The sequence below is a fragment of the Streptomyces sp. NPDC004609 genome (assembly GCF_042873655.1).
In the GTDB taxonomy this organism is placed as follows: domain Bacteria; phylum Actinomycetota; class Actinomycetes; order Streptomycetales; family Streptomycetaceae; genus Streptomyces.
Window position 1 is genome coordinate 1 of the sequence record NZ_JBIALS010000014.1, and the last position, 14198, is coordinate 14198.

Consider the following 14198-nt stretch of genomic DNA (forward strand, 5'->3'; position numbering starts at 1 on the left):
GCGGGCGGGGCGGGGGCGGGGCGCGCGGGGGGGGGGGGGGGGGCCGGGGCCGCCCCCCCCCCCCCCCCCCCCCCCCCCCCCCCCCCCCCCCCCCCCCCCCCTCCCGCGGATCCTCGCTCAGACGTAGTCGAACGTCGCCGGGTCCGGGCCCAGCCGCTTGCCCTCGTCCAGCGCGGCGAAGGCCGCCAGGTCGTCCGCGTCCAGTTCGAAGTCGAACACGTCGATGTTCTCGCGGATCCGTGACGGGGTCACGGACTTGGGGATCACCACATGGCCGAGCTGGAGGTGCCAGCGCAGCACCACCTGGGCGGGGGTGCGCTCGTGCTTGCGGGCGACGGCGATGACCGTCGGGGCCTCCAGCAGCCCCTTGCCCTGGCCCAGCGGCGACCACGCCTCGGTGGTGACGCCGTGCCGGGCGTGGATCTCGCGCAGCTCGCGCTGCTGGAGCTGGGGGTGCAGCTCGATCTGGTTGACCGCGGGGACGGCCGAGGACGCGTCGATCAGCCGCTCCAGGTGCTCCGCGGGGAAGTTGCAGACGCCGATCGCCTTGGCGCGGCCCTCGGCCAGGAGCTTCTCGAAGGCGCGGTAGGTGTCGGTGTACAGGCCCTTGGACGGCATCGGCCAGTGGATCAGATACAGGTCCACGTAGTCGAGGCCGAGCCGCTCCAGCGAGGCGTCGAACGCGCGCAGGGCCTTGTCGTACCCCTGCGAGTCGTTCCAGAGCTTCGTGGTGACGAAGAGCTCCTCGCGGGGGATTCCGGAGGCGGTGACGGCGCGGCCCGTGCCTCCCTCGTTGTCGTAGACGGCCGCGGTGTCGATGCTCCGGTACCCGGCCTCCAGCGCCGTGGAGACCGCCTTCGCCGCTTCGCTGTCGGGCACCTGCCAGACGCCGAAGCCGAGCTGCGGCATCCGGAGGCCGTTGTTGAGGGTGATGGAGGGGACCTTGCTCACGAGGGGTGGATCCTTACGTCGTCGGGGGGCACTCACGTACGTACCTTCGCGGAGTTCCGGGAAACCCGCGGAGTCCGGGGAGGCCCGTGGAGTTCCAGGAAAAACGTACGGCCCGGTGACGGCATTCCCGCGACGCGCCCACGAGGGCCGCGGTGTGCCCCCGGCCGCCTCCCGCCACCGTCCCGGGCGGCGCGGTACGGCCGTGATGCCGCCGGCCGGGGCATCGGGAACGTCCACCCGAATGCCGGTCGCCCGTCTGCGCGGGCCGCGGCGCTCCGGCGGGTATCCCGCTGAAGGGAACGTTCGTTTCAGTGAAGGACCCCTCCGGTGGCACCGCACTCCGCGTACGGCGGGTTCGGCCCCGGCGATCTCGAACGGTTCAGGGAGAACCGCTCACGCGGACGGTTCCTGCTCCACGATCCGATCGCCGGGGCCGAACGGGGACGGCCGTGCCTCAGGTGGTGCCGAGGTACGCCTCCACGACCTTGGTGTCGGCCCGTACCTCGGCGGCCGTGCCCTCCGCCAGCACCGAGCCCAGATCGAGGACGACGACCCGGGCGCACAGCTCCATCACGAACGCCACATTGTGCTCGACGAGGAGGACCGCACAGCCCTCCTCGTCCGCGAGATGGCGTACGACGGCGGCCAGCCGCGCCCGCTCGTCGCCGGACATCCCCGAGGCGGGCTCGTCCAGCAGCAGCACCCGCGGGGGGTCGGCCAGCGCCCGCGCCAGCTCCACCATGCGGGCCTGGCCCACGGGCAGGGCACCCGCGTAGCCGTCGGCGAGGGCGTCGAGACCGCAGTCGCGCAGCACGGCCGAGGCCCTGGCCCGGCGTGCGGTCTCCCTCGTGCGCCGGGTGGGCGACGCGACGAGATCCGCCGCGAGCCCTCCGCCGCCGCCGCGCCACTCCTGCGCCACCAGCAGATTGTCGGCGACCGTGAGCTGTCCGAACAGCTGCTGGCGCTGGAAGGTCCGGCGCATGCCGTGACGGGCCCGCCAGACCGGCGAGCGGCGGGTGATGTCCACTCCGTTCAGACGCACCCGCCCCTCGTCCGGCCGCCGGATGCCCGAGACGACGTCGAAGAACGTCGTCTTGCCCGCGCCGTTGGGCCCGATGAGCCCGCAGACCTCGCCGGGCGCGATCCCGAGCCCGACTCCGTCCAGGGCCCGGATCCCGCCGAACCGCACCCCCACACCGGACGCCTCCAGCACATACCCGCTCATGGCCGGACCCCTTCCGTGATCCCGAGATACGCCTCGGTCAGCCGGTCCGTCTCCACCTCGGCGCGCGGGCCGCACCAGGAGACACCGCCCTGGGCGAGATAGGCCACGGTGTCCGCGATCCCGAGCACCTCGGCCGCCTTCTCCTCCACCAGCAGCAGCGCGGTGCCGCGCGCCCGCAGATCGGTCAGCAGCCCGAACACCTCCTCGACGACACGGGGGGCGAGCCCGAGCGAGGGCTCGTCCGCGATCAGTACCTCCGGCGGACGCTGGAGCAGCGGGGCGAGGGCGAGCATCTGCTGCTCACCGCCGGAGAGCGACCCGGCCGGAACCGTGCGCCGGCCGGCGAGCCCGGGGAACCGCTCGTAGACGGCGTCCCTGGCCTCGGCGTCCCCCAGTTGGAGGGTGAGGTTCTCCTCGATGCTCAGCGACGGGAAGATGCCCCGCCCCTCGGGCGCGAGCAGCACTCCGCCGCGCGCCCGTTCCACCGGGCCGTCGCGGGTGGCGTCCCGCGCTCCGACCCGCACGGTGCCCCGGGTGGGGGTGATGACCCCGGCGGCGACCCGGCAGATCGTCGACTTCCCGGCCCCGTTGGGGCCGAGGAGCGCGAGGATCTCCCCGGGGCGCAGCTCCAGGTCGACACCGTGCAGGACGGGCGCGGTGTCGTATCCCGCGTCCACGCCGATGAGCCGGAGGACGGGGGCACCGGCCGGCACCCGGGCATCCGGCCCGGCTCCTTCCGGTACCGGGTCCGCGCCCTTGGAGCCGTTGGCGCGGGCGGCTCCCGAGCCGTTCGTCCGGGACCCTTCCCCGGGCGGCGCGCCGACGGGCTGTGGCACCGTGGCCGGGGCGGAGGACCCCGGGCCGGGGGCCGCGCTCCCGCTTCCGTTGGGCGACGGCTTCCCGTCCGCCGTACCGGTGACCACGACCGGTGCCGTCCCACCCGGCGCGCCGGCTCCGGCCGCGGCGCCCGCACCGGCTTCCGTGTCGGTTCCGGATCCGGCCGCCGCGCCCGCACCGGCCTCCTTCCCGGCTCCGGAGCCGATACCCGCACCCGTGCCGGTGCCGGTACGCGCACCCGCGCCCGGTGCCGCCGTGCCCTTGGCGAGCGCGCGGGCGTGACGGCGTACGGACACGGCCGCGCAGTAGCCGTCGGGGTCGTTGGCGAGGGCGAGGCCCGCGAGACCGAAGAGAATCACCGGGAGATGCGCGGACTCGGTCACGTACTCCGACAGCAGATGCGGCACGATCGCGAAGACCAGTCCGGCGACCACGGCGAACTGCGGCCGGCGCAGACCCGCCGCGACCACCACCGCCAGCCAGATCAGGCCCGTCATCGCGGTGAAGTCGGTCGCCGTGATCCGGGTGTTGTACGAGGCGTACATCACGCCCCCGAAGCCCGCGAGCCCCGCCGAGAGCGTGAACAGCAGCAGCTTCGTCCGGATCACCGACACCCCGCTGGCGAGCGCCGCCGCGGGAGCGGACCGTACCGCCAGCATCGCGCGGCCGGAGGGGGAGTTGCGCAGCGCGCTCAGGGCGGCCACGGCCACCGCGACCAGGACCAGGAGCGCCAGCCCCATCGCCCGGTCGTCCGTCAGATCGACGGGGCCGAACACGGGGCGCGGGATCTCCCACCCGGTGTCCCCGTTCCGCAGCCAGCCCATCTGGAACAGCACCTGGTCCGCGAGGAAGGCCAGCGCCAGGGTGGCGAGGGCGAGGGAACGGCCGCCCAGGCGCAGCGCGGGCAGGGCCACCAGCGCGCCCAGCACCGCCGCCACACAGGTGCCGATCGCGGCGGCGGCCACGAACGGCCAGCCGTGGCTCATCAGCAGACCCGCGACCAGGGCCGCGCCCGTCACGAAGGTCGCCTGTGCCAGCGAGACCATCGCGCCGAGGCCGGTCACCACGGTGAAGGAGATGAAGACCAGCGAGATCGCGAGCCCCTGGGCGAGGATCCCGCTCCAGAACGGGGTGGTGACGGTGTAGAAGGAGAGGCCCAGCAGCAGCCCGCCCACCGCCCACGGACCCCAGGTGCGCCGCCACGACCGGCCCGCCAGATAGTCGATCGGCGGGGCGTCCGCCGCCGCGATGCCCGCGGTCCGGCCGCGGCGGGTGAGGAACAGCAGCCCGCCGAACAGGATCAGGAACGGCACCGCCGTACGGAACCCGGTGATCCGGTCCGCGAAGGACGCGTAGCCGGCGACCAGATTCTGCAGGACGCCGAGGCCGAGCCCGCCGGCGAAGGCGAGCGGGATCGAGGCGAACCGCCCGAGCACCGCGGCCGTCGCCGAGACGAACAGGAACAGGGTGTAGTCGTGCGCGGAGAGCCCGAGGAGCGGGGTGGCGAGTACTCCCGCCAGCCCCGCCAGCCCCGAGGCCAGCATCCACGCGATGGAGGAGAGCCGGTCGGCGCTGATGCCGCGCAGCTCCACCAGCCCCCGGTTGTCGACGGCGGCGCGCAGCCGCAGCCCGAGGCGGGTGTGCCGCAGCAGCACCCACAGCGCGACCGCGACCACCGCCGTGGTCACCCAGGTGATGAGCTGGTCGGAGTCCACGCCGACCCCGTCGAGCGGCTGCCAGGACGTCGCCGGGCTGGGCCCGACTCCCGGCAGGCCGAACTGGTTCTCCGCGGGTTTCACCGGGGCACCCGCGTGCTCCAGCAGTTCCACCACCCACAGACCCAGCGCGGGGAGCGCGACCAGCAGACCGATCGTGGCCACGATCTGCGCGGTCTCGCCGACCCGGGCGAGTTTGCGGAACATCATCCGGTCGAGTGCCCAGCCGATGCCGGGGGCGACCACGAGGACGAGCAGCAGCGCGGTGGGCACGGCGGGCCAGCCGAACCCGGAGTGCAGTTCGTAGAAGGCGAGCGCGCACAGATACGCGGTCGCGCCGTGGGCGAAGTTGAACAGCCCGGACGCCGAGTACGACAGGACGAGTCCCGTCGCCAGCAGTGCGTAGAGCGCACCCGACACCAGCCCGCTCAGCACGAAGCCCAGCAGATCCGCCATGAGGGACGCCCCCTTACTTGAAGGGGATCGGCTGGTAGCACTTGAAGGGCGAGGAGATCTTGTACGCCCCGTTCTTCAGCTGGACGAGCGCTCCGCAGCCGAACGACTCCCGCTGACCCTTCGGCATCGCCCGGTCACCGACCATGGTCCCGGTGTCGGAGAAGCCCTTCGCGGCCTTCTGGAAGCTCTCCACCGTCAGGTCCTTCCCGGCCTTCTCGGCGATGGAGAGGAAGAGGTCGGCGGACATATAGCCCGTCATCATGTGCATATTGAGCGGTACGTCCTTGCCCGCCGCCTTCCGGATGTCCTCCTTGAACTGCTGCATGGCCGGGGTGCCCGACTCGAAGGGCTCGAAGGACAGCAGCACATGCACCCCGTCCAGCGCCTGGCGCGTGGCGTCCTTGGCCAGCAGTCCGGGGTCGTAGTCGGTCGGATCGGTGATCACGCCCTTGTACCCGGCCCGCTTCACCGCGGTGAACAGGCCGATGTTGTACGGGGTCTGCATCACGGAGACGATGGCGTCGGGCGCCTTGCCGCCGTTGCTGCGCAGGATCTCCTTGGTGTACGCGGACCAGTCGTTCGGCAGCGAGGTGGCGGGGACGATGGCCTTGGCGAAGTCGACCTCGAAGCCCGCCGCGGTGAAGCCCTGTTTGTAGGTGCGGATGGCGAAGGTGCCGGCGTCGTTGTCCGTGGCGAGGATCGCGACGGACTTGCCCTTCGCGCCGCCGAGCACCTGCGCCAGGCTCTCGGGCCAGCTCTGGGTGATGGTGCCGCCCGGCATCGGGACCATGCAGCCGCCGAAGCCGTAGATGTACTCGGGCCCGCAGAAACTCGGGACCGTGCCCCAGCCGAACGTGGGGACCTTCTGCTGATTGAGGAAGTCTCCGGCGGAGAAGGTCACGGAGCTCATCGGGGAGACCGCGAACACCTTCTCCCGCTGGACCAGTTTGCGCGCGGCCGCGAGATTTCTGGCCGGATCCTGACCGTCGTCCTCGGCTCCGAGGTAGTCGATCTTCCGGCCGTTGACCCCGCCTTCCGCGTTGGCGCGGTCGTAGCGCGCCTTCGCGCCGAGGTCGGTGTCCTTCTTGGAGTAGCCGCTGGCCGTCGTCATGGAGACGATGCCTCCGACCTTGATGGAGTCCTTGGTGACGCCGCGTACGGAGGAGCCCTTCCCGGACGATCCGGAGGACTCTCCCGACGTGGACGCGGAGTTGCAGGCGGTGGCGAGAAGCAGCGCCGCGGTGGCCGCGGCGAGGGTGCGGACGGTTCGCAACACAGTGGATCCCTCCCATCGGGGATGTCCGAATTCTGTGCTGGACCTGACGGGTCGTCAATAACTGATGCAGCGTTATTTGATGAACCGTCAGGTAACGTCGAGCGATGTCCGCTCAGCGGTGGCTCAGCGGTAGAGCGCCGCCACCTCGGCCGCGTACGCCGCCTCGATCGCCTTCCTCTTGAGCTTCAGCGACGGGGTCAGCAGCCCGTGTTCCTCGGTGAAGGGATGCGCCAGAATCCGGAACGTACGGATCGACTCGGCCTGGGAGACGAGGGTGTTGGCGGCGACCACCGCGCGCCGGATCTCCCGCTCCAGATCCGGGTCCCGCACCAGCTCGGCGGGCGCCGGCGCGGGCTTGCCGCGCATGGCGAGCCAGTGGTCGACGGCCTCCTGGTCGACGGTGACCAGCGCCGCGACGTGCGGACGGTCGTTGCCGACCACGATGCACTGCGCCACCAGCGGATGCGAGCGCACCCGATCCTCCAGCGGTACGGGCGAGAGGCTCTTGCCGCCCGAGGTCACCAGGATCTCCTTCTTCCGCCCGGTGATCGTCAGATAGTCGTCGTCGTCCAGCGCCCCCAGATCGCCGGTCGCCAGCCAGCCCCCGCGCAGCGCGGCGGCGCCGGCCTCCGGATCCGCGTGATATCCGGAGAAGACCTGCGGCCCGCGCAGCCACACCTCCCCGTCGTCCGCGATACGGACCGCGGTCCCCGGGACCGGATGGCCGACCGTGCCGTACTTCGTCCGCTCCGGGGGATTCCCGGTGGCCGCGCCCGTCGTCTCCGTCAGCCCGTACCCCTCGAAGACGGTGACGCCCGCGCCCGCGAAGAAGAGGCCGAGCCGCCGGTCCATGGCCGAGCCCCCCGACATCGCGTGCCGCGCCCGGCCGCCCAGCGCCGCGCGGATCTTCCCGTACACCGCCCGCTCAAAGAACTGGTGCTGCACCCGCAGCGCGGCCGACGGCCCCGGTCCGAGCCCGAACGCCCGGTGCTCCAGCGCCTCCGCGTACCGCACGGCCACCTCGACGGCCTTGTCGAAGGAACCGGCCCTGCCTTCGCGCTCCGCCCCGCGCCGCGCGGCACCGTAGATCTTCTCGAAGACGTACGGCACGGCCAGGAAGAAGGTGGGCCGGTACGACGCGAGCGCCGGGAGCAGCGCGCTCGACCGCAGGTCCGGCTGATGCGCGAGTCTGACCCGGCTGCGGACCGCCGCCACCTCCACCATGCGTCCGAAGACATGCGCCAGCGGCAGGAAGAGCAGCGTGGCGGGCTCCTCACCGGGCCCGGCGTGGAAGACCGGGCCCCAGCGCTCGGCGAGCGTGTCGGTCTCGAACATGAGGTTGGCGTGGGTGAGGACACAGCCCTTGGGGCGGCCGGTGGTTCCCGAGGTGTAGACGACGGTCGCCGTCGAGTCCGGGGTCACCGCGCGCCGGTGCCGGTGCACCACCTCGTCGTCGATGTGCGCGCCCGACTCCGCCAGCCGGGCCACCGCGTCCGTGTCCAGCTGCCACAGCCGCTTGAGCAACGGCAGCCGGCCGACGACCGAACCGACGGTCATGGCGTGGTCCTCGTGCTCCACCACACAGGCGGTGACCTCGGAGTCGTGCAGGATCCACAGGACCTGGTCGGCCGACGAGGTCGGGTATACGGGGACGGACTGGGCGCCGACCGTCCAGATCGCGAAGTCGAAGAGCGTCCACTCGTACCGCGTACGGGACATCAGCGCGACCCGGTCCCCGAACCGCACCCCCTGCGAGATCAGGCCCTTGGCCAGCGCGAGCACCTCGTCGCGGAACTCCGCCGCGGTCACGTCCCGCCATCCGCCCGCGGCGTCGCCCCGGCTCAGCACGGCCCGGCCGGGGTCCTGGCGGGCATGATCGAACACGGTATCGGCCAGTCCGCCGACCTGAGGGGGCGCGTCCAGCGGTGGGACGGTGAACTCGCGCAATGGCCTGCTCCTTGGGGCGCTCCGCACAGCGCCGCGACGCTACCCCACCGCCGGGCGAGAGCGGGAGACCGTTCGGGAACTGTGGACGAATGGCATCAGCACAGGTCAGACGCAGATATCCGGGCACATGCGGAAGGGCCGGACGGACCTCTGACCTCCGGGTAAGCGGGCCGGGCCGGAATCTCCACGAAATCTGTACGGTGCACGCACTCGCGCTTTACGGGCTGTGCCGGTCCTCGGGCGCCGCCGGGCGCACGTGCGAATCCGGCCGGTCCCGGACTGGTCAATGCCGCCTGAGTGGGGCCGGGGACCCGGCGGTCCCCGGGGGCGGGCCACCCGCGCGGAAGGTCAGCGTCGCGGCGGTCCGGGGTCGCGGTGCAGCCGGTCGCCGCCCGCGAGGATCGCCGAGGCCAGCGCCTGTGCCGCCTCCGGTGCGTTCCGGCCGCCCGCGCGGCGGCCGTGCAGCAGGACGAAGTCCACGGTGCCGAGGTCGGGCAGCCCGGCGCGGGCCGGGACGGGGACCAGGCCGGGCGGGATCAGCCCATGGGCGTGGGCCATCACGCCGAGACCGGCGCGGGCCGCGGCGATCAGCGCGCTCAGACTCGTACTCGTACAGGCGATACGCCAGACGCGGCCCTCCGCCTCCAGCACCTCCAGGGCACGGGCGCGGGTGATCCCGGGCGGCGGGAACAGGATGAGCGGGAGAGGACGCTCCGGATCCACCCGCAGCCGAGGGGCCCCGATCCAGGTCAGGGCGGACTGCCACACCAGCTCGCCATGGGTGTCCGAGGCCCTGCGCTTCGCGAGCACCAGATCGAGCCGGCCGGCCTCCAGCCGTTGGTGGAGCGTGCCCGAGAGTTCGACGGTGAGTTCCAGGTCGACCTCGGGGTGGTCGTTGCGGAAGGACTCCAGGATCTCCGGCAGCCGCGTCAGCACGAAGTCCTCCGACGCGCCGAAGCGCAGCCGTCCGCGCAGCCGCTCGCCCGTGAAGAACGCGGACGCGCGCTCATGGGCCCGGAGGATCGTCCGGGCGAAGCCGAGCATGGCCTCGCCGTCCTCGGTGAGGTCCACGCTGTGGGTGTCCCGGGCGAACAGCCGGCGGCCGGTCGCGTCCTCCAGCCGCCGTACGTGCTGGCTCACCGTCGACTGGCGCAGACCGAGCCGGCGGGCGGCCTGGGTGAAGCTGAGGGTCTGCGCGACCGCGAGAAAGGTCCGCAGCTGAACGGGGTCGTACATCGTCCGATCGTAACGCCGGTCATCGCATTCCGTGATGACAGTGAGAGCGGTATATGTCTTTCCCGATGAGTCGGGGGAGGGGCAGCATGGACGGACCCCTGGTCCGGCCGCAGGACCGCCGAGCACCACGAGGGAGTCCATGAGCCGCCGCAGGTCCCGTCCACCGTTCCGAAGCTCCTCGAACGGTTCCCCCCGCAGGTCCTCGCGCGGGCCGTCCGGCCGGTCGCCCCGCCGGGCGGGGCCGGGTTCCGGCGAGGGACCCGGCCGCGACGGCGGCCCCCGGCCGCGGCGCCGGGGTGTGCGTCTGCCGGCCCGGCTGCCGGTCGACGCCTATGTACTCGCGCTGCTGGGCACGGTGGCCCTCGCGGCACTGCTCCCGGCGACCGGGCGCGCGGCCGACGTGGTGGGCGGCGCGTCCACCGGAGCGGTGGCCCTCCTCTTCTTTCTCTACGGCGCGCGCCTGTCCACACGTGAGGCGCTCGACGGGCTGCGGCACTGGCGGCTCCACACGACCGTGCTGGCCGCGACCTTCGTGGTCTTCCCGCTGCTGGGGCTCGCGGCCGCCGTGCTGCAACCGCGGGTGCTCAGCCCGGAGCTGTACAGCGGGCTGCTGTTCCTGTGTCTGGTGCCGTCGACGATCCAGTCGTCGATCGCCTTCACCTCCCTGGCGCGCGGGAACGTTCCCGCGGCGATCTGCGCGGGGTCGTTCTCCAGTCTCGCCGGGATCGTCCTCACACCCCTGCTCGCGGCGCTGGTGCTGGGAAGCCGCGTGGGCGGCTTCTCCCCGGACTCACTGCTGCGGATCGTGCTGCAACTGCTGGTCCCGTTCCTCGCGGGGCAGTTGCTGAGGCGCTGGGTCGGCGGCTTCCTCACCCGCCACAGGCAGGTGCTCGGTTACGTCGACCGGGGGTCGATCCTGCTGGTCGTCTACACCGCCTTCAGCGCGGGCATGAACGCGGGGGTGTGGAGCCGGGTCACTCCGCTGCGGCTGGGCGCGCTGCTCCTGGTGGAGGTGGTACTCCTCACGCTGATGCTCACGCTGACCTGGTACGGGGCGAAGCGGCTCGGCTTCGGGCGGGCGGACCGGGTCGCGATCCAGTTCGCGGGCTCGAAGAAGAGCCTCGCGGCGGGGCTTCCGATGGCGACGGTGCTCTTCGGGGCGGAGGCGAGCCTCGCGGTGCTGCCGCTGATGCTCTTTCACCAGCTCCAGCTGATGGTGGGTGCGGTGCTCGCGAAGCGGCGGGCCCGCGATCCCCACGAGCCCGGCGAAGACCCGATCGAACCCGGTGGAGACCCGGGCGAACGCGGTGAAGCCCCTGAGCCCGCGGTCGCCGGTGGTCCGGGTGGGCTCCGCGAGCCGCGGGCGAGCGCGGAGGCGGGTGCCGCCGCGCGCAGTTGAGGCGCTCGTTCCGGGCGGCGCCCCCGGTGCGGGTACGCCACGGGGGCGCCCGACGGGGCGAGGTCGCCGGCGCGGGGCGGGCTCAACTCGCGCAGGACGGCGGGGAAGCGGGGTCCGGGCGGGCCCGACCTGCCCGGGACGGGCTGCGGGCGCAGGTGCGGGCAGGACCGAACGCGGATGCCGGGGCAGGGCCGAACGCTGTGTCCGGGCAGGGCGGAACGCGCAGGTCCGGGGCGTTCACGGAGGGTTCGTCCGGTGGTCATCCCCGTGGCCCCCGAGCGCACACACGCGGAGGTTTGCTGACAGTTGTTTGAACCGACAACAACAGTCCGCGGAGACATCCATGTGCAGCCCGCTCCACCGGCCCAGCGGCCCCCAGAACGCCGCCAGCCGCCGTACCTTCCTCCGTGCCACCGGGATCACCGGGGCCGCCGCCGGGCTCGGTGCCGTCGGCGCGGGCGTCGCCGCGGCCACCCCGCAGGACGGCCGCAAGCCCGGCGGCGGGGCGGGCTGGCGGCCCGACCCCGAGAACCCGCGGTTCACCGTGGTCGTCATGCCGGACACCCAGTACCTCTTCGACGGCGAGAGCATCAAGGACGAGCCGGTCAAGGCGTCCCTGCGGTACATCCTCGACCGCGGCAGGGAGGAGAACATCGTCTTCCTGTCCCACCTCGGCGACCTGACCGAGCACGGGCTCAAGGAGGAATTCGCCCCGCTGAGCGACGCCTTCGAGATCCTCGACCGGCGGCGCGTCGGCTACAGCGTCGTCGCGGGGAACCACGACGTCGACTCGCGGACCGACGACAGCCGCGGGCGCACCCCGTATCTGGACGCGTTCGGGCCGAAGCGGCTGCGGGGGCTGCCCACCTTCGGCGGCGCGTCCCCCGACGGGTACAACACGTACCACCGGTTCCGCGCGGGCGGCCGCGAATGGCTGGTGCTCGCGCTCGACTGGCGCCCCTCCGCCGCCTCCTTCGCCTGGGCGAAGGAGGTCATGGCACGGCACCCGAAGTCCCCGGTCATCCTCACCACCCACGATCTCGTGTACGCGGACGAGTACGGCGATCCGGCCCGCTTCTCCTCGCACGGCAAGCGCCTGTGGGAGGAGCTGATCGCCGACCACGACCAGATCTTCCTCACGCTCAACGGCCACTACTGGCCCGCGGCCCGCACCACGGTGAAGAACAACGCGGGACGGGACGTCCATCTGCACATCGCCAACTACCAGAACCGCTACTACGGCGGCAGCGCGATGATCCGCCTCTACCGCTTCGACCTCGCCCGCGGCACCATCGACGTCGAGACCGTCTCCCCGTGGATCCTCGGCCGCGACTGGGACGACCTCAACGAACTGGAGCGCCGTGAGATCGAGGTGACCGGCCCCCAGGACGACTTCTCCGTTCCCGTCGACTTCGAGCAGCGCTTCGCCGGCTTCGCGCCCCCGCCCGTCCGCCCCGCCCGTCCCGCGTCGAAGCTGCTCGTGCCCGGCACCGTCGCGTACTGGCGCTTCGACGGCACGGGCTCCGGCGGCGCGCGCCCCGACGGAAGCCCCGCCGACGCCTCCCTGCGCGTCAAGGACCTCTCCGGGCACGGGAACGACCTGCTGCGGGAGACCGTGTCCGGCAGCCCGGCCGACGCGCTGCGCTGGTCCGACAGCCACCACCCCGACCAGCCGGGCCACGGCAGTCTGTACTTCGACGGCGGCAAGCCCCCGCTGCGCGGCGCGTATCTGCGTACGGCGGACAAGGCCCCGCTCAACACGAAGACGTTCCGGTCCGGCTACACCATCGAGGTCTTCGTCCGGCTGCCCGAGGACTGGCAGGCGAGCCGGCACGCGTGGTCGGCGATGATCTGCCGGCGCGGCACCCTGAAGGCGGCGGGCAAGACCGAGGGCGACCTCGACGAGATGGTCGCCACCCTGTCGCTGTCCGACGGGCCGGCGGTCCAGTGGGCGTACGCGCCGCTCAACCAGCCCCGTACGATCACCAGCTGGAGCCATGAGCTGGAGCGCTCCGTGTGGTGGCACGTGGCCGTGGTCAACGACACCCGCCACACCACGCTGTACGTGGACGGCTGCCCCGTGGCCCGTAACCCGGCCACCCGCACCACCGGGCTCACCACCGTCGGACTGCCCTGGCTGGTCGGCGGCTACGAGTACGGCGGTGTTCTCGACCAGCTGCTGCACGGCTGGCTGGGCGACATCCGGATCGTGGAACGCGCCCTGCCCGTACACCACTTCATGAACGCGTGACCCACCCGGGCACGGGGGTCTCAGACCTCCGTGCCCAGGGCGAGGCGGTGCTCTCCCGCGTACACGTTCATGTTCGGACCCCGCAGAAAGCCGATCAGCGTCAGTCCCGTCTCGGCGGCCAGGTCGACGGCGAGCGAGGACGGCGCGGAGACCGCGGCCAGGACCGGGATTCCCGCCATCACCGCCTTCTGCGCCAGTTCGAAGGAGGCCCGCCCGGACACCAGCAGCACCGCGCGCGAGAGCGGCAGCCCGCCGTCGCGCACCGCCCGCCCGATCAGTTTGTCCACGGCGTTGTGGCGGCCCACGTCCTCGCGGACGTCCAGCATGCGGCCCTCCTCGGAGAAGAGGGCGGCCGCGTGGAGCCCCCCGGTCCGGTCGAAGACCCGCTGGGCCTCCCGCAGCCGGTCCGGGAGCGTCGCGAGCAGCGCGGGTTCGAGGCGGACCGGGGGAGTGTCGGCGATCGGGAACCGCGCGGTCGTCCGTACGGCGTCCAGGCTGGCCTTGCCGCACAGACCGCACGAGGAGGTGGTGTAGACGTTCCGCTCCAGACTGAAGTCCGGGAGCGGGACCCCCGGGGCGAGACTCACGTTCACCACGTTGTACGTGTTCACCCCCTCCGCGGTCGCCCCGGCGCAGTACGCGATCGTCCGCACGTCGTCCGCCGTCGCGATCACGCCCTCGCTGACCAGGAAACCCGTCGCGAGTGCGAAGTCGTCGCCCGGGGTGCGCATGGTGATCGCCAGGGGCCTGCCGTTGAGCCGGATCTCCAGTGGCTCCTCCGCCACCAGCGTGTCCGGGCGGGCCGAGACCGCGCCGTCCCTGATCCGAATGGTGCGGCGGCGCTCGGTGACCCGTCCCATGGTGATCCGTTCCGATCTCGTGCAGGTGTCTGCACACGTGCTGCT

General features: G+C 72.5%; 9 protein-coding genes. 2 read left to right on the plus strand and 7 right to left on the minus strand.

Going from position 1 to position 14198, the window contains the following annotated elements; genetic code table 11:
- Positions 1-117: 117 nt before the first annotated feature.
- The 6 genes from ACFYT4_RS15905 to ACFYT4_RS15930 form a co-directional block, all read right to left on the minus strand.
- Positions 118-951, minus strand: coding sequence for an aldo/keto reductase (locus tag ACFYT4_RS15905; RefSeq protein WP_389268688.1), 834 nt, complete (start codon positions 949-951; stop codon positions 118-120).
- Between the two features lie 454 nt (positions 952-1405).
- The gene (locus tag ACFYT4_RS15910; RefSeq protein WP_389268690.1) at positions 1406-2176 is read right to left on the minus strand and encodes an ABC transporter ATP-binding protein; all 771 of its coding nucleotides are present in this window, start codon (positions 2174-2176) and stop codon (positions 1406-1408) included.
- Positions 2173-5184, minus strand: a complete 3012-nt coding sequence (locus ACFYT4_RS15915; protein ID WP_389268692.1) for an ATP-binding cassette domain-containing protein — start codon at positions 5182-5184, stop codon at positions 2173-2175. The genes ACFYT4_RS15910 and ACFYT4_RS15915 overlap by 4 nt, the downstream gene beginning before the upstream one ends.
- A 13-nt stretch (positions 5185-5197) precedes the next feature.
- Entirely contained in the window at positions 5198-6460 is a 1263-nt protein-coding gene (locus tag ACFYT4_RS15920; protein ID WP_389268694.1) for an ABC transporter substrate-binding protein, read from the minus strand.
- Between the two features lie 123 nt (positions 6461-6583).
- Positions 6584-8407 carry an AMP-dependent synthetase/ligase gene (locus ACFYT4_RS15925; RefSeq protein ID WP_389268696.1) on the minus strand — a complete coding sequence of 608 codons (1824 nt, stop codon included), beginning with the start codon at positions 8405-8407 and terminating at the stop codon, positions 6584-6586.
- Between the two features lie 348 nt (positions 8408-8755).
- The gene (locus ACFYT4_RS15930; protein WP_389268698.1) at positions 8756-9643 is read right to left on the minus strand and encodes a LysR substrate-binding domain-containing protein; all 888 of its coding nucleotides are present in this window, start codon (positions 9641-9643) and stop codon (positions 8756-8758) included.
- Positions 9644-9941: 298 nt separating this feature from the next.
- Here ACFYT4_RS15930 and ACFYT4_RS15935 point away from each other — a divergent pair, with 298 nt between their 5' ends.
- Positions 9942-11042 carry a bile acid:sodium symporter family protein gene (locus ACFYT4_RS15935; RefSeq protein ID WP_389268700.1) on the plus strand — a complete coding sequence of 367 codons (1101 nt, stop codon included), beginning with the start codon at positions 9942-9944 and terminating at the stop codon, positions 11040-11042.
- 343 nt (positions 11043-11385) lie between these two features.
- The gene (locus tag ACFYT4_RS15940) at positions 11386-13293 is read left to right on the plus strand and encodes a LamG-like jellyroll fold domain-containing protein (RefSeq protein WP_389268702.1); all 1908 of its coding nucleotides are present in this window, start codon (positions 11386-11388) and stop codon (positions 13291-13293) included.
- A 20-nt stretch (positions 13294-13313) separates the two neighbouring features.
- Here the strand turns inward: ACFYT4_RS15940 and fdhD are convergent, their stop codons facing one another.
- On the minus strand, positions 13314-14153 hold the full coding sequence (fdhD, locus tag ACFYT4_RS15945; RefSeq protein WP_389268704.1) for a formate dehydrogenase accessory sulfurtransferase FdhD: 840 nt from the start codon (positions 14151-14153) through the stop codon (positions 13314-13316).
- Between the last annotated feature and the right edge of the window lie 45 nt (positions 14154-14198).